Origin of the sequence: Mastigocladopsis repens PCC 10914, assembly GCF_000315565.1 — a bacterium.
GTDB classification, from domain to species: domain Bacteria; phylum Cyanobacteriota; class Cyanobacteriia; order Cyanobacteriales; family Nostocaceae; genus Mastigocladopsis; species Mastigocladopsis repens.
This window is the reverse complement of sequence record NZ_JH992900.1, coordinates 305,880-326,426: the sequence shown is the minus strand read 5'-3', so window position 1 is coordinate 326,426 and position 20,547 is coordinate 305,880. Positions and strand designations below refer to the sequence as shown.

General features: G+C 46.2%; 20 protein-coding genes and 2 pseudogenes. 10 read left to right on the top strand and 12 right to left on the bottom strand.

The window, feature by feature from the left end:
* Positions 1–211 precede the first annotated feature (211 nt).
* The 12 genes from MAS10914_RS0101770 to MAS10914_RS36520 all read right to left on the bottom strand — a co-directional run bounded on the left by MAS10914_RS0101770 (position 212) and on the right by MAS10914_RS36520 (position 11,135).
* Positions 212–958: a CPBP family intramembrane glutamic endopeptidase gene (locus MAS10914_RS0101770; RefSeq protein ID WP_017314185.1), complete on the bottom strand. Its 747-nt coding sequence runs from the start codon at positions 956–958 to the stop codon at positions 212–214.
* Between the two features lie 167 nt (positions 959–1,125).
* Positions 1,126–1,881: an SDR family oxidoreductase gene (locus MAS10914_RS0101765; RefSeq protein WP_017314184.1), complete on the bottom strand. Its 756-nt coding sequence runs from the start codon at positions 1,879–1,881 to the stop codon at positions 1,126–1,128.
* Between the two features lie 149 nt (positions 1,882–2,030).
* The gene (locus tag MAS10914_RS0101760) at positions 2,031–2,888 is read right to left on the bottom strand and encodes an SDR family oxidoreductase (protein WP_017314183.1); all 858 of its coding nucleotides are present in this window, start codon (positions 2,886–2,888) and stop codon (positions 2,031–2,033) included.
* Between the two features lie 151 nt (positions 2,889–3,039).
* On the bottom strand, positions 3,040–3,183 hold the full coding sequence (locus MAS10914_RS33815; RefSeq protein ID WP_017314182.1) for a hypothetical protein: 144 nt from the start codon (positions 3,181–3,183) through the stop codon (positions 3,040–3,042).
* 90 nt (positions 3,184–3,273) lie between these two features.
* Positions 3,274–3,480, bottom strand: coding sequence for an SDR family NAD(P)-dependent oxidoreductase (locus tag MAS10914_RS0101750; protein WP_017314181.1), 207 nt, complete (start codon positions 3,478–3,480; stop codon positions 3,274–3,276).
* A gap of 52 nt (positions 3,481–3,532) precedes the next feature.
* Complete coding sequence (locus MAS10914_RS0101745; RefSeq protein WP_017314180.1) at positions 3,533–4,492, bottom strand: CPBP family intramembrane glutamic endopeptidase; 960 nt, start codon at positions 4,490–4,492, stop codon at positions 3,533–3,535.
* A gap of 47 nt (positions 4,493–4,539) precedes the next feature.
* Entirely contained in the window at positions 4,540–5,562 is a 1,023-nt protein-coding gene (locus MAS10914_RS29345) for a CPBP family intramembrane glutamic endopeptidase (RefSeq protein WP_017314179.1), read from the bottom strand.
* A 30-nt stretch (positions 5,563–5,592) separates the two neighbouring features.
* Positions 5,593–5,949: a helix-turn-helix domain-containing protein gene (locus MAS10914_RS0101735; protein WP_017314178.1), complete on the bottom strand. Its 357-nt coding sequence runs from the start codon at positions 5,947–5,949 to the stop codon at positions 5,593–5,595.
* 102 nt (positions 5,950–6,051) lie between these two features.
* Positions 6,052–6,609, bottom strand: a complete 558-nt coding sequence (locus tag MAS10914_RS0101725) for a DsbA family protein (RefSeq protein ID WP_017314176.1) — start codon at positions 6,607–6,609, stop codon at positions 6,052–6,054.
* A 221-nt stretch (positions 6,610–6,830) separates the two neighbouring features.
* Complete coding sequence (locus tag MAS10914_RS0101720) at positions 6,831–7,460, bottom strand: response regulator (RefSeq protein WP_017314175.1); 630 nt, start codon at positions 7,458–7,460, stop codon at positions 6,831–6,833.
* Positions 7,461–7,472: 12 nt separating this feature from the next.
* Positions 7,473–9,320 (bottom strand): sensor histidine kinase, encoded by a 1,848-nt coding sequence (locus MAS10914_RS36525; RefSeq protein ID WP_017314174.1) that lies wholly within the window; start codon positions 9,318–9,320, stop codon positions 7,473–7,475.
* A gap of 183 nt (positions 9,321–9,503) precedes the next feature.
* The gene (locus MAS10914_RS36520; RefSeq protein WP_017314173.1) at positions 9,504–11,135 is read right to left on the bottom strand and encodes an ATP-binding protein; all 1,632 of its coding nucleotides are present in this window, start codon (positions 11,133–11,135) and stop codon (positions 9,504–9,506) included.
* A 217-nt stretch (positions 11,136–11,352) separates the two neighbouring features.
* Here MAS10914_RS36520 and MAS10914_RS29340 point away from each other — a divergent pair, with 217 nt between their 5' ends.
* The 10 genes and pseudogenes from MAS10914_RS29340 to MAS10914_RS0101660 all read left to right on the top strand — a co-directional run bounded on the left by MAS10914_RS29340 (position 11,353) and on the right by MAS10914_RS0101660 (position 20,137).
* Positions 11,353–11,679 (top strand): plasmid pRiA4b ORF-3 family protein, encoded by a 327-nt coding sequence (locus MAS10914_RS29340; RefSeq protein WP_017313886.1) that lies wholly within the window; start codon positions 11,353–11,355, stop codon positions 11,677–11,679.
* 104 nt (positions 11,680–11,783) lie between these two features.
* Positions 11,784–11,888, top strand: a pseudogene (locus tag MAS10914_RS36515) (IS1096 element passenger TnpR family protein); the annotation flags it as partial.
* A gap of 3 nt (positions 11,889–11,891) precedes the next feature.
* Positions 11,892–12,104 carry a hypothetical protein gene (locus MAS10914_RS31940; RefSeq protein ID WP_017314172.1) on the top strand — a complete coding sequence of 71 codons (213 nt, stop codon included), beginning with the start codon at positions 11,892–11,894 and terminating at the stop codon, positions 12,102–12,104.
* Positions 12,101–13,213 (top strand): annotated as a pseudogene (locus MAS10914_RS33400) (ISKra4 family transposase). Before MAS10914_RS31940 ends, MAS10914_RS33400 begins: the two are co-directional and overlap by 4 nt.
* 377 nt (positions 13,214–13,590) lie before the next feature.
* Positions 13,591–13,998 carry a tyrosine-type recombinase/integrase gene (locus tag MAS10914_RS35245; protein ID WP_017314170.1) on the top strand — a complete coding sequence of 136 codons (408 nt, stop codon included), beginning with the start codon at positions 13,591–13,593 and terminating at the stop codon, positions 13,996–13,998.
* A gap of 303 nt (positions 13,999–14,301) precedes the next feature.
* Positions 14,302–14,547 carry a hypothetical protein gene (locus MAS10914_RS0101680; RefSeq protein WP_026082272.1) on the top strand — a complete coding sequence of 82 codons (246 nt, stop codon included), beginning with the start codon at positions 14,302–14,304 and terminating at the stop codon, positions 14,545–14,547.
* Positions 14,544–14,891, top strand: coding sequence for a hypothetical protein (locus tag MAS10914_RS0101675; RefSeq protein WP_017314168.1), 348 nt, complete (start codon positions 14,544–14,546; stop codon positions 14,889–14,891). Before MAS10914_RS0101680 ends, MAS10914_RS0101675 begins: the two co-directional genes overlap by 4 nt.
* Positions 14,888–15,205: a site-specific integrase gene (locus tag MAS10914_RS29325; protein WP_017314167.1), complete on the top strand. Its 318-nt coding sequence runs from the start codon at positions 14,888–14,890 to the stop codon at positions 15,203–15,205. Before MAS10914_RS0101675 ends, MAS10914_RS29325 begins: the two co-directional genes overlap by 4 nt.
* A 225-nt stretch (positions 15,206–15,430) precedes the next feature.
* Entirely contained in the window at positions 15,431–15,643 is a 213-nt protein-coding gene (locus tag MAS10914_RS35240) for a hypothetical protein (protein ID WP_017314166.1), read from the top strand.
* Positions 15,644–15,757: 114 nt separating this feature from the next.
* A complete protein-coding gene (locus MAS10914_RS0101660) occupies positions 15,758–20,137 on the top strand; it encodes a YncE family protein (RefSeq protein ID WP_017314165.1) in 4,380 nt (1,459 codons plus the stop codon).
* Positions 20,138–20,547: the final 410 nt, after the last annotated feature.

The following is a 20,547-nucleotide window of genomic DNA, read 5'->3' as shown; positions in this document are numbered from 1 at the left end:
TTCTTTTTCCTTTAATTGTGCGTTTAGCACTAATGGCCAGCATCACGGCTCCAGTTAGTAGCGAGATTCGGATATAAGTCGTAGCAATCATGGTTCTCCTCCCAGCGTGAGTTGGTGGCTCTACGTTGTGTGTGCGCCTATCAGGATCGGGCGGATGGTTCGAGAACAAGCGAGCCATGGGCAGACACTCCTTTCGCGTGATGGTGATTGTTCAAGCCGCTCTGGTGAGCACCAACACGAAGACCGTGGGCAGGTTGTTGACAGCGTGCGCGATGACACCAGGCCAGACCGACCCACTACGGCGCTGGAGCTCGGCAAGGACAAGACCCACCACCATCGCCACAACAAAAACGACATTGAGGCCGTGGGCGAGCGCGAAGATCAGCGTGCTGCCCACAACGCCAATGAACGGGCCGTAGCGCAGCAGCGCGTTGGTGATAACACCCCGGAAGAGCAGTTCCTCGACGAGCGGTACGAGCAGACCGATAAACAGCGTGGCCAGAACCAGGGACATTACCCCGCCGCTGCCACCGTCACCGAACACCTCCTGAGGGGTGGAGCTATCCCCGGTGAGGGCGGTGTAGGCCATGACCGCAAAACCCTTGACCAAGAAGGCGACCACGCCCGCTCCGAACCCGATGAGCAGCCAACGCCACGGGACGCGACGCACGCCAAAGGCATGCAGAGAGCGAATCCGCAGCAGCACGGCTGCCGCAAACCCGGCGAAGGGGGCGATAACAGACAGCGCGGCGAGGGCCAGTCCGTAGACGACGGGATCGAGACCGAGCTGCCCGGACAGCAACATACCCCCACGTGCGACAGCGCCAAAGACGACAAGACCCACAATGATTTCGAGCCAGCCCGGACGAAAGGGCTTGTTAGGTGAGGACTGCTCTGAAACAGCGGCGAAGGTCTTTCCCTGTCCCTGTGGGGAGTTAGAAGGCACTTTGGACATCATCACCTCTTAAGTTCTCTTTGTCTTAGTTCATGTGAGTGTAGTCAGTTCCAACACTCAACTTCTTGCAGATTCCTATGGAGTTTCCGATGGAATTAGCGAACATATTTCAGTGTTACTTTAGTAAGTCGCTTGAAGTGCTGTATCAAACATTTCGCACTGCCGATCAACTACTGCGCTACATACCCACCATCTACCATCAACGTTTCACCTGTTACGAACGATGCCAGATCAGATGATAAAAACAGAACTGCATTTGCAACTTCAAGCGGTGTTCCAATTCGTCCGATCGGGTGAAGTCCTGTTATGTAAGCTTTGACCTCATCCTGCCCACCTGTAGCTGCTTCAAACATATCTGTTTCGATTGCTGCTGGTGCAACGGCATTGATGCGAATCCCCGCTTTGGCATATTGGAGCGCAGCAGCTTTTGTTAAACCGACTACCGCATGTTTACTCGCGGTGTAGAGGGGTTGGCTAGGAGATCCAACGACTCCAACCCCAGATACCGTATTGACGATCGAACCACTTCCGTGTTTCAACATCTGAGCGATTTCATATTTCATCGACAACCAAACGCCTTTGACATTGACATTCATCATGCGATCGTATTCCGCTTCTGTTTGCTCAATCAATGAGGGGTTTTCGGCGACAGTTCCTGCATTATTAAAGGCAATATCTAACCGACCAAAAACGCCAACCGCTTTATCAACCATTGCTTCAACATCGGCTTCTTTCGTGACATCTGCTTGCACAAAAATCGCCTCTCCGCCAGCTTCCTGAATCAATCGAACCGTTTCTTCACCTTCATCCATTCGACGACCCACCACCACTACCTTTGCTTGTTGTTGGGCATAAGCGATCGCGGTTGCACGACCAATTCCTGAAGTTCCACCAGTGACTAACGCCACCTTATTCTGAAGTATCATTGTGCTTCTCCTAGCATTAATTTCGTTGCATTGATCTGAAGTGTACTAAGTTCCAATGCTTGATTTATTCCAGATTCTTATGGTGTTGATCGACATAATCTTGTCAAAATACTCGATCGCTTGTTCATGTAGCAGTAAACTTGTGGGGTTTAGCTCACTGTGAATCCGCCATTGATCGCTAAAGGTTGTCCAGTGATGTAGCTCGCAGCATCAGAGCAGAGAAACACAACCGTTGCCGCAATTTCTTCAGGTTGACCCCTATGTCCCATCGGGACGCTCGACGACACCATCGAATCAAACTGCTCTAAAGTCATACCCATCTCTTGGAGGCTCTTAGGAGTAACTAGTTCTGTGCCGCGAATATAGCCAGGATTGACGGCATTAATCCGAATCCCTTGCTTGGCATAATCGAGCGCAGCAGAACGAGTGAGACCCATCACAGCATGTTTGCTCCCAGTATAAGGACCCATTCCAGGTATCCCGATCGATCCCGCTACTGAAGAGTTGTTGATGATGACCCCTGCTCCTTGAGTCAGCATCTGTTGAATTTCATATTTCATGCATAAGAACACACCCCGCAGGTTAGTTGCCATCATGCTGTCAAAGTCTTCAACAGACTGCTTGTGTAGTGGCTTTAGGACTGTACCAAATCCAGCGTTATTGAAGGCAAAATCTAGCCTTCCGTAAGTTGCGACTGTTTTCTCTATCAGCGCCTTAACCTCTGGTTCACTCGATACATCCGATCGCACAAACAAACACTCCGCTCCTGTCTCACGAATCATCGCAGAAGTTGTTTCGCGTTCTGCATCGCGTCTGCCGGAGAACACAACTTTTGCACCCGCAGCACCACCTGTTTCGCGAATCAGTTTGGCAGTTTTTTCTCCTTCTGCATCGCGTCTGCCTGAGAATACTACCTTTGCTCCCGCAGCACCGAAGGCGATCGCAGTAGCTCTACCAATGCCCGATGTCCCTCCCGTCACTAAAGCAACCTTGTCTTTAAGCATCATGATAGTTACCTCTTGTTGTGAATGGTTATGTTACTTGCGTCAAAAACTCAATGGGCAGCAATACGTGTAGGAGCCAGCAACAAGAAGCGCCTCGATCTATAACCAGGATGAGTAACGATTCTGGTTGTAGGAGCCGGGTTTGAGCATTGCTCTAATTCACACGATGAATTCGATGCCGTACTTGGGTGCTACTGCCAAAATTCGCTCGATCGCTTCGGGAGTAGCTGGGCGGGATGGCGGGTTTGGGTGTTGCTTGTAAATTTGCTTGTCCGTCTACAGTTTGCTCTTTGACCATGATTAAATACTCCTGGTTCTATCTATCTAAAGTGTCTTGAGTTCCAATGCTTGACTGCTTCCAGATTCTTGTGATGTTAGTGAACTTGTTTCAATCGACGTATAAGCATTCAGCGCCTGTTTCGCGAATCAGTTGGGCGGTTTTTTCACCTTCTGCGTCGCGTCTACCGGAGAACACGACTTTTGCTCCAGCAGCACCGAGCGCGCGCTGCTCCGCAGATACCGCAAGGGTCGCCGTTGCTCTGCCAATACCCGTTGTGCCACCAGTCACTAACGCCACTTTATTTTGCAGTATCATTCTGTTTCTCCTGTTTCAATCAAGATTGACCTTCAGCAATGAACTGACGAGATCACCGACGACCCTTCCGATGGCTCTGGGAAACAGGTTCGGATGGCTCGTCGCGTTTGAACACCTTGTAGCCGATCGCCAGGAATATGGGGATTATCACCAGCGCCGATAGCGCCACGTAGGTCGCGTGGAACTCGCTGAGTGTGAACAGAGCCGGCACGGTCACGGCGGTTCCAGGTGCGTCGATCGCAAGGAAGCCGATGATGTTGTTGGCGAAGTGTACGCCGATGGCGAGTTCAGTGGTTCCGTCAATCAACGAGACTACAGTCCACAACAGACCCGGAACGAGGAAGTAGTTGGAAAAGACCGTGAGCCAGCCACCTGCCTGCGCTTCCGGGTTGAGGAGGTGCGGCAGCGTGAATATCACAGCCGACACGATCGCCAGAAAGATGCGGTTGTTCCAAATAACACTCGCGCCCTGCACGATGTATCCACGAAAGAAAAGCTCCTCGGTAGTGGTTTGGATCGCGGTGAAGACCAGTACCAGTGGCATGAAGAGCGCGAACGTTGCAAGGTCGGAGTTGAAGGAAAAGGTGTCAGGGTAAAAAAGGTATTGTCCCAGTACGCCTATCAGACACAATGGAATCGACCACGCCACAAACCCCTGGACGACGCGGTGCCAGCTTATCTTCTTCTGCGCCGTGACGAGCGTCAGGGGATGACGACGGTGGATAAGGGTAACGGCGATCAGAACCCCCGCAAGGAAAAATGGGAAGCCTACCATAACAAACAGGAACTTCCCGAAAGGATCAAGCACGGTGTAATCCGGCTGTCCGCTGAACGCGAATGCGACGAGTACACTGGCACCAGTCCCGACCACCAGCCACGCAAAGAGGATGACCACCAGTCCCAGAACATACCGCCACCCCCGATATTTACCCCACCGGGCAGCCTCCACGTAAGTCGCATCTTGCACTTCCGTTCCGATTCCCTGCTTGCCTTTGTTCAGTTCGATTCTCATCTTTGTCTCCTTTGTTCGTGCGTGTATGTAGTCCTTGGATCTGGTGGTTAGTTGTCTTTGCTAGTGTTTTCAGGGTTCGACGGGATTACCAAAGACCCTTCCGATTCGCTCTGGGAAACGGCTTCGGATGCCTCGTCGCGTTTGAACACCCCGTAGGCGATCGCCAGGAAAACGGGAATCAGCACGAGGGAGATGATGTTGTAGAATCTCGCATGGTACTCGCTGATGCTGAACAGGGCTGGTGCGGCGAAGAAGCTTCCAGACCAGTTAAACAAGAGAAAGTACGCGATGTTGTTGGTGAAGTGTGCGCCGATCGCAAGCTCGGTGGTGTCGTCGATCAATGAAACGATTGCATACAGCAGACCCGTGCCGACGAAGTAGCCGAGGAACATCCCGATCCAGCCACCCTCCTGTGACTCTGGATTGGTGGCGTGCGGCAGGGTGAAGATCACGGCTGACGCGATCGCCAGAAACACGCGGTTAGACCAGATCAGGCTCGCGCCCTGCACGATGTACCCGCGAAAGAAAAGCTCCTCGGTGGTCGTCTGGATCGCAGTGAGAATCAGCGCGATCGGCACGAAGAGCGCGAACGTCTTGAGGTCGGAGTTGAAGGAGAAGGTATCGGGGTAGAGGAGGTACTGCCCCAGCCCGCCTAGCAGTACCCAGGGCACGAACCCAGCCACGAAGCCGTGACCGACGCGACGCCAACTGATCTTCTCTCTCGCCGTGACGAGCGTCCGGGGATGACGCTGGTGGATGAGGGAGACGGCAATGAGAATTCCCGCGAGGAACACCGGAAAACCCGCCATGACCACGACGAAGCCCCCCACAGGACCGAACGCAGCGTAATCCAGCCGACCGAGCGCCGCGACACCCTCCTGACCGTCGAGGGCGAACGCGACGAGCGCACTGGCGACGTTGGCGGCGACCATCCAGGCAAAGAGGATGACCACCAGCCCCAGAAGATACCGCCACCACCGATACTTCCCCCACCCGGCAGCCTCCACGTAAGTCGTGTCTTTCACTTCCGTTCCGCTTCCCTGTTTTCCTGTGATTGCTTGAAACTTCATCTTTGTCTCCTTGACTCGTGCGTCATAGAGTTAGCGAATCTGTTTTGGGGTCATTCCAGTCAGGCGCTTAAACTGTTGGGTCAGATGGCTTTGACTGGAGAAACCAACTTGTAAAGCAATGTCGGAGATCGCTAAATCTGTTTTCGACAGCATCAATTTTGCTCGTTCCACCCGCTGTTGAATTACGTAGTGGTGTGGAGAAATCTCGATCGCTTGTTTGAATGCACTGGCAAAGTAAGTCGGGCTAAGATTAGGAGTCTCTGCAAGTTCAGCCAGTGACAAGTCTCGACCGAGGTGAGTATGAATGTAGTCAAGTACTTGTTGCAATTGGAGGTGTGTTAAAATTTTGCGCTTGAACTCAATGGTTGGTGTTGTAGTTGTTAGCATGGTTCAAAAATTGGCAAGTTGTTCAACAAAACAGGCAAAAGCTAGCGATCGCGCATTCGATCACTTACTAGCACTAACAAACAAGTCAGATATGAATAGAGCTTAGTGACTTGCAGCGACAATAGCTGCCGTCAACTCTGTTATTGTCCAGCGTCCGGTATACCGAATGTTATTGATAAATAGGGCTGGAGCGTCGGTCACTCCGCTGCGTATTCCACTTTCGATATCTTGATTAATGCGATCGACATGCACTTGTTTAGACAACTCTTTAAGAAATTGAGGGATATCAAGCCCTAAATCGTTGGCGTACTCTACAAGATAACCATTCTCCAACCTTTGTTGATGGGCAAACAAAGTATCATTCATTAACCAAAACTGTCCCTGAGCGGCGGCGGCAACTGCTGCTTGGGCTGCCCGTTGAGCATGGGGATGAATCTGTGCTTGCGGAAAATGACGGAAGATGAAGCATAAATAATCTTCTCCAAAACAAGTATTCAGCTCTCGTTTGATCGCTTTAATCATCTTGTAAACGTCTGCACTTCTGGAGCATTGATAGTCTCCATACATCACCAGCACTACCTTGGCACTCAACACACCTTGAATCCAATCTTGGGTTGAAGGTGGTACAAGTAAGGAACTGTGGCTACAATCGTCGTTCATCTTTCTACATCTGCATCAAGCATGGAACCTTGCAATTCACTTGCTCAATCCATTGACTGCATAACTGTTTGCATAAATTCAATATAGGAGATCGCCTTCAAGCTGTCGTCTATAGCAAGTTAAAATTTTTACAGTATAAATTGATAGAGCAACCATGCCATCGTGGAGTAGAAGGCTGGTTATAACTTAAGTTAGAATCCCAATTCTATCGAAAGTACATCCTATAAATTAACAATGCCGCGTTTAACGGCAACAATTACAGCTTGGGTGCGATCGCTCACATCCAATTTATTCAAAATCCGATTGACATGAGATTTGACAGTGCCTTCACCGATACTCAAAGCAGCTGCAATATCGGCATTACTCATCCCCTGTGCCATTGAGCGGAGTACCGCCAGTTCTCTTTCACTCAGTTCTGGATTGCTGAGGCGCTGTACCAACTTTGCTCCCACATCAGGCGGAATATACTTCTGACCCCGATGAACGGTACGAATAGCATTCAGAAGCTCGTCAGGTTCAGTTTCTTTCAACAGATATCCTTTTGCGCCTGCCTGCAATCCCCGATAGATATCTTCGTCACTATCATATGTGGTCAGTACAATAATCCGAGCAGATTTAGCGATCGCACAAATTGCACCGATGGCGGCAACTCCCTCCACTTCAGGCATTCGGAGATCCATGAGTGTGACATCCGGTTGGTGTTCCCCAAATAGAGCGATCGCTTGTTCCCCATTTTCGGCTTGGGCAATCACCTGCATATCTGGGTCACGGTTAATAATGGTGGCTAATCCTTGCCGAAAAATAGCATGATCGTCTGCAATGAGAACCCGAATGGTTGTGGCTTGGCTCATCGTGATGCTCACTCAAGGGTTGACGGTGACAACAATTTCTGTTCCTTGTCCAGGTTGACTCCGAATCGTGAGTTGTGCGCCGATGCGCTCTGCCCGTTCGCTCATGCCGAGTAAGCCAAAACCCTCAGAGGCTAGAATACTCCCAACTCCAAAGCCCTGTCCATTGTCTTTCACGCGCAAGCAAAACTGATCGCGATCGTAGACTAGCTCCACTCGAATTTCGTCAGCGTTGGCGTGTTTGATCGCATTGGTTAATGCTTCCTGCCCAATCCGCAGTAGGTTACTCTCTACTTCAGTTGATAGAGCATACGCTGTCCCCTTGATCTCATAATACAAAATGGTATCGTTTGCAGCCGCTCTGATTTGAGTTACGAGACGATGGAGAGCGCTCTGTAAACTGCCCTCCTCCAAAAGCTGAGGACGGAGCGCGACGACCGATCGCCGCGCTTCAATCAGTCCAGTTCGCGCCAATTCTTTGATAAAGTTTCGCACTTCCCCATCCCGCTTCAGCAACTCAATGGCTTGTTGGCGATCGCTGGGATTTACAAAATAGTCGATGGTGTGTTCCAGCCCAATGATTTCTTCTGGTAAATCAAAGCCAAGCAGATTGGCATAGCGTTGATTGGCATTGAGAATTAATCCATCCGAGAGGCGGGTTCGGTAGATGCCGACTTGCGAGTTTTCAAAGATAGCTCGGAACTTGGCTTCACTGCGTTGTAATGCCTCTTCTGCTTGCCTACGCTGGGTGGTGTCGTTGCCCACCGATAAGATTTCAACGACATCTCCCTGTTCATTGAAGATGGCTTGATTCGACCAGACAACCCAAACTCGCCGACCGTCTCGACACAGGTTTTCACCCTCGCCTTGCGGGTACGATTGAGGATTACGAAGTAAATCATGGACAAAGGGTTTGACATCGCGTCCAGAGATTTCGATGTCTGGAATGATTGTTTCAAATAAGGTTCGCCCTAAAATCTCATGTTCTTCATAGCCAAGAAGTTTTACCCCATAATCGTTGATGTATCGAATCCGTCCTTGCGGATCATAGCGAATGATGACTGAATTCGCGGTTTGTAACAGGTTGCGATAATTCGCTTCACTTTGTCTCAATGCGGCTTCGGTTTGTTGACGTTCAGCGATCTCCTGCTGTAAGGCTTGAGTTCGCTCTTCTACTTTCCGTTCCAGTATTTCGGAATAATCTGCTAATCGTTCATACAGCCGAGCATTTTCTAATGAAATTGCTGCCTGAGCAATCAACAGTTTAAGAACTTGCAAGCGATCGCTAGTAAACACTCCGGTACTGAGATTGTTCTCCAGATAAAGTATGCCAATCAGCTGATTTTGCTTGAGAATGGGCATACACAGGAGCGATCGCGTTTGTCGGTGTTGAATGTAAGGATCAGTTGAAAAAGACGATTCGCTGACTGCATCATCAAACACCAAAGTTTCTTGAGTGCGTTCTACCGAGTGAATGACGGAAACAGGAATCGTTGCACAGTCGGCAAGAGCGAACTTTTCTAGGTCACACTGTCTACTTCCGCTGCATTGAGCCACCACAGTAAGTTGATCCTCTTCTAGGAGAACCAGAGTACCAGTTTCGGCTCCGGCATTTTCGATTACCACCTGCATCAACGTGGCAATTAATCGATCAAGATGGATTATTTCTGAGAGAGCTTGAGCCGCTTTCATCACCGCCGCCAAATCGATCATCGCAGTCGGATGACGGATCGTTTCATCGGTCACGATTGAATGTGATTGCCGAACTAGGTTGGTGTTGAGGAGTTGTGGATAGCGTTTTTCTAAATCTTTAACTTTAGCGGTTGCGCCCCAGCGATCATAGCAATAGTGCGCCTCTTTCATGTAGGTTTGAGCAATTTTTTCCCGACCTCGCGCCAGATAATGTTTAGCCGCTAATTCATAGGCGAGTGCTTCTTCCTGGATAAACTCATTTTCAGCAGCCCCCGCGATCGCTTGCTCGTAAAACTCTTCAGCCTCAAAAAATTGCCCTAAGACTCGCGCTTTTTCTGCCTCGACTAGATGAAATTAGGGTGCTAAGGTAATCTCCTGAAGTACTGCCCCTTGGTTTCGTAGTTCTAAGAGCGTTAATACTAGTGGATGCGTTGGATGCACTTCATTATCTCGGTAGGCTCCAATCAAAAATAGATATTGGGTTTGCTCGTCGAGTAATATTAACTCGATTAACTTCAGCGTCGCGGAGTCGGACCATTGTAAATCGTCTAAGAAGATGACCAGGGGATGTTCTTTTGAACAAAACACCCGCACAAAATTTTGAAAGATTCGATTAAAGCGATTTTGAGCTTCAGTTGCTCCAACTTCGGGTACGGGTGGCTGTTTGCCAATAATTAATTCAACTTCGGGAATGACATCAATGATGATTTGCCCATTGCTTCCTAAAGCTGAGAGCAGACGTGATCGCCACTGTTGCACTTGCTCATCCGGTTCCCCCAGAAGTTGCTGCACCAACTTTTGCAGGGCATCCACAATGGCGCTGTAGGGAATATTGCGCCTGAATTGGTCAAATTTACCAGAAATAAAATAACCGCGCTTTGCTGTGATCGGCTTATAGAGTTCCTGCACTAATGCTGATTTGCCAATTCCCGCATAGCCAGAAACCAACATCATTTCGACTTTGAATTGAGGATTTTCTATGCCTGACTCTGGTCGGTGGGCTTCGCCAACATTCCCTCTTGGGGCTACTCTTTCAAACGCCGCCAATAATGCTGCAATCTCCGCTTCGCGTCCATACAGTTTTTGGGGAATCTGAAACTGATCCGAAACATCTTGCAGACCTAATTGAATATGAGCAATTTGACCTGTTGTTGTAAATTGCTCGCTACAGCGTTCTAAATCCGCTTTGATCCCCCAGGCACTTTGATAGCGATCCTCTGCATTTTTCGCCATCAGTTTGAGAATGATGTCTGAAACGGGTTTAGGAATCGCTGCGTTCACCTCATGTGGCGGTATAGGTGGTTTGGCAATATGACAATGGACTAGCGTAAGGATGTCGGTTGTGAGAAACGGTAACTGTCCGGTGAGCAGTTCGTAGAACGTTACGCCAAGTGAGTAAAAATCGGTGCGGTAATCGAGCAAACGGTTCATCCGCCCTGTTTGCTCTGGCGACAGATAGGCAAGCGTGCCTTCTAACACATGGGGACTTTTGAACGTCGGATTGGTGCGGTTAAAGCGGGTGGCAATACCAAAGTCAATAATTTTGACAACGCCAGTATTCGGATTAAGGACGATGTTGCTAGGATTGATATCTTTGTGAATGACTCCAGCAGCATGAATTCTGCCCAAAATATCTGTGATATCGATTGCTAATCGTAAGAAATTGGATAAAGGTATCGGACAATAGTTTGGTTGCTGCCGCATCCATCTTTCGATAGATTCTCCACCGAAATCTTCCAAGAGAATAACGAGCGTGCGCTGATAGTCTTGCTGACTATATGCTTTGATTACTCCTTCCTCTTTAAGGGAACGGGTAATTTCATATTCCTGCCTATAGCGAATTAGTTCTTCAGGAGAGGGATAATCTTGCTTAAGTAGTTTGACGATGATTGCCCGACCATCCTGCACCCTGATACCCCGATACACAACAGATGCTGAACTCTCATAGATTTTGCTTTGGATGGCGATCCCAGCTAGAGCAATCATTGAACTCTCTCCCGATCAGTACCATGGGTTGTGTTGCTTTAACTGCGGTCTGACAAGCCATTGACTTGACTAAAACTTGCGAGAAGCAACCACTCCAAAAATTTGAGTTCCGAATTCTGCGACCGCGCTAAAATATTCCCTTTAGTATAGTAACGCCTTTAACTGAGAGCGATTTTTTTCGGGGGAGATGGGACTGGCAATGCGGTAAGATGACCCAATGACCGATTCTGAGAAACTTGTCATCTATCAGCTTCATATTTTTATCTTGGACATCAGTCCAATGATTTGGCGTAGGATAAAAATCCGCAGTGACAGTACAATCGCCGATTTGCACTACATGATCCAGATAGTAATGGGGTGGACGGATTCCCACTTACATCGTTTCATAATTCACGGTAAGGATTACGGGATTGCTCAAATTGGGGGAATGTGGTTTTCTGACGACCCTAAAGTTGTCAAATTATCAGATTTTAGCTGGAGAATGCGAGAACGTTTTTTATACGAATATGACTTCGGTGATAACGGGGTCTTACACGTAAAATAATCAGCCAGCCTTTCTGGTTGACTAGTTATCCCACACGATTAATCGAGGGGTTTTATAAGGCTGGCTGATTATTTCGGGGACAATGCGATAACTGGCAGCATCAAATTCGGGTCGAAGCAATTCTCACTCCAGAATCAAATTGCTTTTATCCAGTGTGCATTGATGGTAAACGCGCTTGCCCTCCAGAAGACTGCGGTGGCCCGTGGGAGTTCATGGCACAAAAACAGGAATACTTAGTAAGACACATAGCAAATCGCTTCAGTGAAATTGTGGAAGAAGGTGATATACCTGGCAATATTGAAGAAATATACGAACTACGTCAATGGTTAATGGTTGAACATTTTGACCACCAAGAAATAAACCAACGTTTACAGCAATATGTGGCTGGGGATAAAGAAATGTTATTTGAACAGAGGATAGTGTGAAAATCAAAATCCAAATTGTTGTGGAGTCAGATAATGGAGATGCCCAAGTTACCCAAGAAATTATGCAGATTTCGCGTGGTGCTTTACAACCAGAAAACTTGGGACTAAAACTAGCAGAAGCCAAAACATTACTACAAAGTCTCCAACGCACCCTAGCCGAACAACAGATAGCAGAGTATTCTCTTCAACAGGAATCATGTTTGCACTGTAGTAAGAAACTATTGCATAAAGACAAGCGTACAATGAAGGCTGTCCCAGAGATTGGGAGGAATTGCCCCGACCTGATTTACCGTTGGTACTGGGAATGGATGGCGGATATGTTCGTTCCTACGACAAAAAATCGCTTTCCAAAGGTAATTTTGAAGTCATTGTTGGGAAGAGTATAAAAGCAGACGGTACATCCAAGCGATTTGGGGGAGTTTATTCTTACGATACCAAACCCCAACGTCGGATCTTTGAGGTGTTGACTTCTCAAGGGATGCAGATGAATCAACAAGTAACTTTCCTCTCAGACGGTGATGAGAAGATACGCGAACTACAGCTTTATCTCAATCCCAACGCAGAATATATCCTGGATTGGTTTCATATCACCATGAGGCTGACAGTAATGAGTCAGACGGCAAAAGGACTTAGCAAAAAAGATACCGAACTAGATACGGATATACCCAAAGAGTTGGAACGAATTAAGTGGTATCTGTGGCATGGAAACCTGTTCAGAGCATTGCAACTGATAAAAGACCTTGTGGACGACCTAGAAATTGTAATTTTTGATGGTAAGACCGGAATAGAGCTAAAAAAACTGTTTAAAATGGTGCGGGAGTTTGAAAGCTACATTGCCAACAATGGGGCTTATATCCCAAACTATGGAGAACGTTGGCGTGCCGGGTGAAGCTATTGCCACTGGGTTCGTAGAATCAACAGTTAATCAAGTCATTAGCAAGCGATTTGTCAAAAAACAGCAGATGCGGTGGACTCCTAAAGGTGTTCATCTTCTGCTCCAGGTCAGAATATTGGTTCTCAATGAAGAGTTAGAAAGCAAATTCCAGCAATGGTATCCTGGTTTTAGAGTAGATAGCCAGCCGACCCAAGAAATACCTCATGCCGCTTAAATTCTCAGTATAAAAAGTAATTTAAATTACTTGCTATTGACGATTTACCGTAAAAGCCTGGACTGTTTTTTATGTCTTGGTGCTTACCAACTTTGGAGTGTAAGTTGGTAAAATCGGCTCATACACCCCAATGTTTTCAGGGGGTTGAGTCATGACAACACAAACCCTCCAACCACCGAAAGTTGGTAAAACCGAAAAACCAGAACGTCAATCGCCTAACTCTCGCAAGTACTCCTTTGTCAGGACTAGGGAACATTTGCTACCAGAAGAAGTTGAATTGATGCGGTCAGCTATCAAAAAATCTAAGGGTCGTCACGCTCACGCCCGATTCAACCATAATTTTGCTTTGCTACCGTCACGGATTGCGAGTGGCAGAGGTGGCATCTTTGCGATGGGAGCAAATAGATTGGAATGGTGGCACAATTTACGTGAAGCGAGTCAAAAAAGGAACACCCTCGGTTCAATCACTTTCCGGTCTGGAGATTCGTTCTCTCCGTCAGCTGCAACGAGATTATCCTGTTAGTCCCTACATTTTCCAGTCTTCTCGACGTGGCCCGTTGGCACATGATACGATCGCCGGCATTGTTGAGCGGGCTGGTAAATTAGCAGGTTTGCCTTTCCCTATTCATGCCCATATGCTGCGGCATGGAACAGGTTATTATCTGGCGAATCGAGGGATTGATACCCGAACAATTCAGAGTTACTTGGGGCATAAAAATATTCAGCATACCGTTCGTTACACCGAACTTGCATCTACAAAATTTCAGGGGCTTTGGAATGATTAATATTTAAACCCCTTGGTTCATTCTTGCCCATCTCCCCCGAAAAAAATCGCTCTCCGACTTCATTCCACTCCCCACTGATTGCCATCGATTGCGCTGGCTGTTCTCTGAGGGTGCGCCGCGTCCCTCTGTTTGCGCTCACAGTTATTAAGATAATTGATTATGCCAGCATTATGCAATTAAAATAACATGATTGTTCTTGATTCATTGAGGAAGTTTAGATAACTATTCCTCATGGCAAAACGCCAGCATTAATGGCGTCGTGCTGTTAAACTGATGGCATATCTGATTTAATAAGGAATGCAGATGTATACAGTCAGAATGCCTAGGAAATCGCGAGGGAGGGAGGAGACTAAAGCAACTTACAGATTGCTGTCATCAGTCAAGGACGGCATTGTTCGTACTGCTCAATTAGCTGGTAGGTCTGAAAACTTACAGGCAGAACATTTATTAAAACTTGGTTTACTGGCAATCGCTGGAATTGACCCAACAAGATTCACCCCTCAAGAAATTGAAGAGGCTTTTAATAATTTATATGGAGAGGAAGAATGACCACGAGCCAGCCAAACAGATTAGACCGCATTGAAGCAATTCTTTTACAGACAGCGACGCGGTTAGACCAAGTTGCCACGCAGCAACAAGTAAACACGGATGCAATTGCTCAACTAGAAGTCACCGTTGAGCAAAACAGCACAGCCATTTCTCAATTAGGACAACAATTAGAAGCCAGTATCAGCCATTTAGTCGGGGTCATTGGTGATTTCGTAGAGGAATCCCAACAAGACCGGGTGATTATCCGGGAACTCCAATCTGAGGTTCGGGGCATTCAAACTGAGAATCAACGCATTCTCCAGTACTTGTTTGGACAACAAGGGAGAGGAGAGTCCCAAATATGAAGATTGACCGACACGGTAAAGCAAAGGTATTGTCAAGCGAAGAAATCCAGCGGTTGTTTACCTCTGGGTTGCTCACTATCAGAGACAAAACTTTATGCGCTGTTATGCTTTACACTGCTTGTCGGATCAAAGAATGCGTCACCTTGAAAATTAAGGACGTGTACGACTCAAAAGGGAGGGTCAGAACAGAACTCATGATCCGCAAGAGCAACACTAAAGGGAAGCTGGCAACTCGCAGCATTCCCGTATTAGATGACTTGCAGCGTTACTTGGAAGCTTACAAACCTCCAAAAACCGCCTCGGGTTATCTTTAATAGTCCAATTTTATAAAAAAGGATGACAGCACTTTTGCTTTCGGGCTGTAGCTCGCTCTCGCACACTACCTCCAAGACGATTACCAGTCGTCACCCAGGTGGTGCCACCACCCAGCGAAAAAAAGAAAATATTCTTTTATCCTAAAGCGAGTTACTCCCACAGTGCCATACTAGAGCGCTAAAAAAGCAAAAGGCTGTCTCGACGAAGAGAAAGGAGGACAGCCAATGCATAAAAAGAAAAAACTTTTAATTAGCAACATTCTACCTCGGATCGGGGCATCCGTCCACAGGCGCGAACTAACGAGTTTTCTCGAAAACGCCGAACTTCTAAGCTATCGCGGTGGCTCTGCCTTATGTTTGCTGTGCTACTTGCAGCAGAAGGGGCTTGTTATTCAAGTTGAAAAACGTCAGTATGAGAAGGGGCGACTTATCGAATAGCAAAAGATAAGAATGAATTCTATGGAATTTTGCATTCCAAGTAATTTATAACTTGTAGACACTTGAAGTATGAAATTCTTCGGTTTCAATCAAAAGAAAAAAAAGGAAAAAAGCATGAGTAAGCAAGCAAGCTCTATACCTGCTGTTGATTTGGTTATTGTTATCGATACTAGTCCTTCGATGAAAGACCAAGCACAGGCTTTGAGCGATGCTGCTGCTAGTGCGATACGCGAAGCGTCAAGCCTTCAGCTTATCGCCAAAGCGAAATCTAGTTGTCCATCAGATCTAAGAGTCGTTTGGTTGGGTATAGAAGGTACTTGGAAAGGTACAAACTTCGACCAAACCCTGAGAGCTTATCTGACTCAAAAGAAGGTACCTGAATCCAAACTGCGGAGTCGAAAAAAAGGACAAGTTGCAGACGCAGGAGCGCAGGAAGATGCAGCTCGCGCCATTGAAGACATCTCAGATTACTTTGATTGGCGCAAAGGTGCAGCACGAGCTATCTTTTATCTCGGCGATGAAGCACTCGAAGGAGGTGGAGATAAAACAGACCTAGAGGATGTTAACGCCGCTAATTTGGCTATCCAAAAAGCCCAAGCAGCAGGAGTAACCGTTCACACCTATTTTGGAACTTCAAAGAGCAAGCATCAAGAAGGTATCAAAACCGAATACGCCAGACTTGCAACCTCAACAGGTGGACAATCTTTTACGGATAAAGACGCTCTGAGTGGTTTTAGTGGAGTTTTAGAAAAAGTTATCTGTGGCAGTCGCACAGCTCAAACTATTAAGCTCATACGAGGGGGAGTTTATATCCAAGATTGTGTCTCCAATGAATTGAGTAAACTTTATACTCTGGATTTAGCCAGAGGTAAAGCAACTTTTATTGGCGAGATAGTGACAGAGGTTTTTGACATTGCTTTTGTCGGTTCCCAACTATATGGACTTGATAGGGATGGCGACAAGACTCAACTCGTTAAAATTGACCTGAATTCAGGTGATGCCACTGTAGTTGGTGAGATTGGCTTTCCTTGTGCTGGCTTAGCATACAATCGCCAGCGTCAAACCCTCTACGCCACAACTGCTAAACAACTGATTGCTATTAATCTGGAAACAGGTAAAGGTACACCAATCATAACAGTATCAGATAAAAACTACAACTGTGGCGAAGTTGCCTTTGATGCTGATGGCAAAGCTTATATTACCTTGGTCGGTTACGACAAGAAGAAGTTATTAGCAAGCTGCAACCTCAATACAGGTGAAGTCAACACTATCGGTGATATTGGCTTTGCTGCTCTTGCCAGTATGGAATTTGTTGGTGATGTTCTCTATGGCGTGACTGGCAACTTCTTTAACTTAGGTAAAGACGGTCAATTAATCCGTATTGATACTACCACTGGTAAAGGAACTTTAGTTGCCACGACCGATCCTGTCGGTCGTTGGGCAGGCATCAGTCTTTATGAACCAGCTACGGTAGTAACAACGGAAACCACCTTAGAAGTCAACTCAGACGACACATCTGAAAAGACCAAATCTCAAGAAATTAAAGAGGTCAAGGAGGAAGATATGAGCATTTTAACAATCGATACCAAAAACAATTGTTACGTTATCAATCCCGACCAAATGAACAACCTGCAACAAAATGTTGCTAGTTCTTTTACTTTAGAGAAAGGTACTTTTGATATCAACATTATCGGCGGTCGTTACAGTTATGCCAAGGCGAAAACAGAGGGAGAACCTTTTGTCTTACTCTGGATATATGGGGTTGATGGTAGGAAATTTATCAATAAAACCACAGGTTATGAGGTAGGTGCGACCTGGACAACGTTAAATGGATATAACGATAATTTGCAGTTAGAAATCAAAGACAAAGCCGTTGTCAACGCCTTGTTTTTTGATTTTAACACTGATGATAATAGTGGTTCAATTAATCTTTCAATTACCAGTAATAAGCCATTTTTCAACCCTCAAACTTTAACAGTAGACAGCAAACGCAACTGTTATGTGCTGGATGAAAATACCTTGTCCAGTTTAAAGCAATCAGGCGCTAACTTCATTGAATTAAATCCCGGAAACTATCGCCTCAAAATTCGTGAAGGCAATGCAACTTATTGGTCAGACAACAAGAAGTTTGACATCGAACCTTGGGCTTTACTTTGGGTCAAAGGCGGAAAACTTATTACAAACCTAACAGGCATTGAAGTTGAAGAAACTTGGACTTCATTGAATGGTTTGAAAGATGAAATCGTTTTAGAGGTCAAAGAAAAAACTACCTTGACAGGTTTATTTTTTGACACCTACAAGGAAGATAACGAAGGGCAAATTATTTTGGCAATAGAGCCAGTGAGTGCAACTGAACTGGCTCTTAACTATAAAAAGCAAGAGAATAATAACGTTACACAACAGAGGCAAGGACAGACTACTACAACCAGGACTGTTACAAACAGTGTGACAGTTATAGGTACAGGTGGATCTGTCAGTCGTGAAGCAGTCGGTGCGAACAGCTCGACGGAGAATGTAACAAATATTCAAGGCACAACAGGTGGATCTGGTGGATCTGTCAGTCGTGAAGCAGTCGGTGCGAACAGCTCGACACAGTTCACCTTCCGCTTTAACGAAGACGAGTTCAAGAAAAAGTGGGAGGAGCAGTTACAGCAGATTGATGCATCTATCAATGTAATAGATGAAAACGATGTAACACTCGAGGCTAAGTATTGGGATCAGCTCGAACAGTGGCTGCTGAAGAACTACGAGAAGCACTTCAAGAACCTGGCTGTAGAAGTCGCAAAAGTCAGGTTTACGATGGATGCCTATCAGGAGCAGATGGAGTTCAGTCTGAACCAGCAATTGCAAAGCTGGTCTAGCTACTTAGATAGGCTAGTGGAAGATAGGATTAACGTTGAGATATCGAAGAGAATTAACCAGCAGATCAACCAGTATGTTGACCAAACCTTTGAGCAAAGGATACGTAACAACATCGGATTAATTATCAACAACATTTTAAATAAGCAGGAACTCAACCAGTACATTGATCGGCATATCGATCAGCAAATCGACCAAATCTTCGACCAAAAGATACGTAATAACATTGGATTAATCGTCAACAACGTTGTACGTAAGCAGGAACTCAACCAGTACATTGATCGGCATGTCGATCAGCAAATTGACTCCTCCTTCGAGCAAAAGGTACGCAATAACGTCAACCTAATTACTCAGAATATTGTCAATAACAATACTGACCTTGACCAGTATGTCAGCCAGCAAATTGATAACACTTTTGAGCAAAAAGTACAAAATCACATCTCTGCAATTACTCACAACATTGTCAATAACAATGAGGAGTTAAATCAGTACTTCGACCAGCGTTTACAGCACAGTGTCACTAACAACACTGAAGTTAACAACAACATTGTCAACTTCGTTGCCAACAGCACTGAAATTAACAACAAGATTTCCAACCTCCGCAACGAGTGGAATCAGACATTCATCAATCTGGCTACACAGCACGTGGATGAACTGAGCAACATCATCGGCGGTACAGAGACATTCAACAGACTCATTATTCAGAAGCTTGTCAATAACAATGAGGAATTCAACCAGTACATCGACCAGCGCTTACAGCACAGCGTCACCAGCAACACTGAAGTGAACAACAACATTGTCAACTTAGTTGCCAACAGTACTGAAATTAACAACAAGATTGAGAGCTTACGCAACGAGTGGAATCGGACATTCATCAATCTGGCTACACAGCACGTGGATGAATTGAGCAACATCATCGGTGGCACAGAGACATTCAACAGAGTTATTACTCAGAAGCTTGTCAATAACAATATTGAACTAAACCAATACGTCAGCCAGCAAATTGACAACACTTATGAGCAAAAGGTACGAAATTACATTTCTGTAATTACCCAGAACATTGTGAATAACAATGAGGGATTAAATCAGTACATCGACCGACGCTTACAGCAAAATGTAACCAACAACGTTGAAATTAACAACGAGATTGTCAACTTGGTTGCCAACAGTACGGAAATTAACAACAAGATTAATAACGTCTACAGAGATATTGATATCAAGATTGACAGCGTCCGCAACGAGTGGAATCAGACATTCCTAAGTCTGGTGAGACAGTACGTTGATGAAGTGATCAACATAATAGGCGACAGAGACACATTCAACACTCAGGTCGCCAATATCATCAACATCAAGGTGGATGAGCTTCTCAACCAAATCATCAGAACCAAGAACGAATTGACTGTGCTGATCAACAGTGCAGACAGACAACTCTATGAATGGACTCTGGGAGAACTCATGGCAATCAAAGGCTGCTTAACCGACCGTGAGGTTCTTGTCGAGACGCTAGTCACCTTTAGCGCTCAACTCAGAACCAAGCTGGATGGAACCCCCTGCGTGGACATCAACACATTCAAGCCGTTCAAACCTATCTCGATAAATCAGCAGCAATCGCAACAATTACCAGGAAGCAAATAACTGTTGCGGCTCGCAAACATAAACGCTCCGGCTTGCAAACAAGAAAATTGTTGGCTCACATTAATTGCAAATAAGATTGGACTTCGGCTCACATTATTTGCAAACAGACTCATTATTATTTGCAACGGGCTTGCAATCATCCGACTTGGCTCACAGGAAAGTGCAAATAAGCCGGATAAGTAGCTCACCAATTTGTCCCCTAAAAACAGCCAGCCTTTGAAGCACCTCGATTCATCGTGGAGACAAAACGAAATATCGTATTAAGGCTGGCTGTTTTTTCGTGTTAGACTCGGTCACCAACTGTTGCATGGAGTAATACCATTTCACGAAAAGCCTGATACAAATAAAGCATCAAGAATAAAATCCCAACCTGTAATAGAAGCAACGATTGATGTGTTTAATTGTTCCAA

What these genes read in the sequence shown, in the direction of transcription:
- MAS10914_RS0101675 (WP_017314168.1), top strand. Translation starts at nt 14,544, where the DNA reads ATGACCACGAGCCAGCCAAACAGATTAGACCGCATTGAAGCAATTCTT.
- MAS10914_RS0101735 (WP_017314178.1), bottom strand. Translation starts at nt 5,949, where the DNA reads ATGCTAACAACTACAACACCAACCATTGAGTTCAAGCGCAAAATTTTA.
- MAS10914_RS0101725 (WP_017314176.1), bottom strand. Translation starts at nt 6,609, where the DNA reads ATGAACGACGATTGTAGCCACAGTTCCTTACTTGTACCACCTTCAACC.
- MAS10914_RS0101765 (WP_017314184.1), bottom strand. Translation starts at nt 1,881, where the DNA reads ATGATACTTCAGAATAAGGTGGCGTTAGTCACTGGTGGAACTTCAGGA.
- MAS10914_RS0101680 (WP_026082272.1), top strand. Translation starts at nt 14,302, where the DNA reads ATGTATACAGTCAGAATGCCTAGGAAATCGCGAGGGAGGGAGGAGACT.
- MAS10914_RS0101750 (WP_017314181.1), bottom strand. Translation starts at nt 3,480, where the DNA reads ATGATACTGCAAAATAAAGTGGCGTTAGTGACTGGTGGCACAACGGGT.
- MAS10914_RS0101760 (WP_017314183.1), bottom strand. Translation starts at nt 2,888, where the DNA reads ATGATGCTTAAAGACAAGGTTGCTTTAGTGACGGGAGGGACATCGGGC.
- MAS10914_RS29345 (WP_017314179.1), bottom strand. Translation starts at nt 5,562, where the DNA reads ATGAAGTTTCAAGCAATCACAGGAAAACAGGGAAGCGGAACGGAAGTG.
- MAS10914_RS0101720 (WP_017314175.1), bottom strand. Translation starts at nt 7,460, where the DNA reads ATGAGCCAAGCCACAACCATTCGGGTTCTCATTGCAGACGATCATGCT.
- MAS10914_RS29325 (WP_017314167.1), top strand. Translation starts at nt 14,888, where the DNA reads ATGAAGATTGACCGACACGGTAAAGCAAAGGTATTGTCAAGCGAAGAA.
- MAS10914_RS33815 (WP_017314182.1), bottom strand. Translation starts at nt 3,183, where the DNA reads ATGGTCAAAGAGCAAACTGTAGACGGACAAGCAAATTTACAAGCAACA.
- MAS10914_RS0101660 (WP_017314165.1), top strand. Translation starts at nt 15,758, where the DNA reads ATGAGTAAGCAAGCAAGCTCTATACCTGCTGTTGATTTGGTTATTGTT.
- MAS10914_RS29340 (WP_017313886.1), top strand. Translation starts at nt 11,353, where the DNA reads ATGACCGATTCTGAGAAACTTGTCATCTATCAGCTTCATATTTTTATC.
- MAS10914_RS36520 (WP_017314173.1), bottom strand. Translation starts at nt 11,135, where the DNA reads ATGATTGCTCTAGCTGGGATCGCCATCCAAAGCAAAATCTATGAGAGT.
- MAS10914_RS35240 (WP_017314166.1), top strand. Translation starts at nt 15,431, where the DNA reads ATGCATAAAAAGAAAAAACTTTTAATTAGCAACATTCTACCTCGGATC.
- MAS10914_RS36525 (WP_017314174.1), bottom strand. Translation starts at nt 9,320, where the DNA reads ATGAAAGAGGCGCACTATTGCTATGATCGCTGGGGCGCAACCGCTAAA.
- MAS10914_RS31940 (WP_017314172.1), top strand. Translation starts at nt 11,892, where the DNA reads ATGGCACAAAAACAGGAATACTTAGTAAGACACATAGCAAATCGCTTC.
- MAS10914_RS0101770 (WP_017314185.1), bottom strand. Translation starts at nt 958, where the DNA reads ATGATGTCCAAAGTGCCTTCTAACTCCCCACAGGGACAGGGAAAGACC.
- MAS10914_RS0101745 (WP_017314180.1), bottom strand. Translation starts at nt 4,492, where the DNA reads ATGAGAATCGAACTGAACAAAGGCAAGCAGGGAATCGGAACGGAAGTG.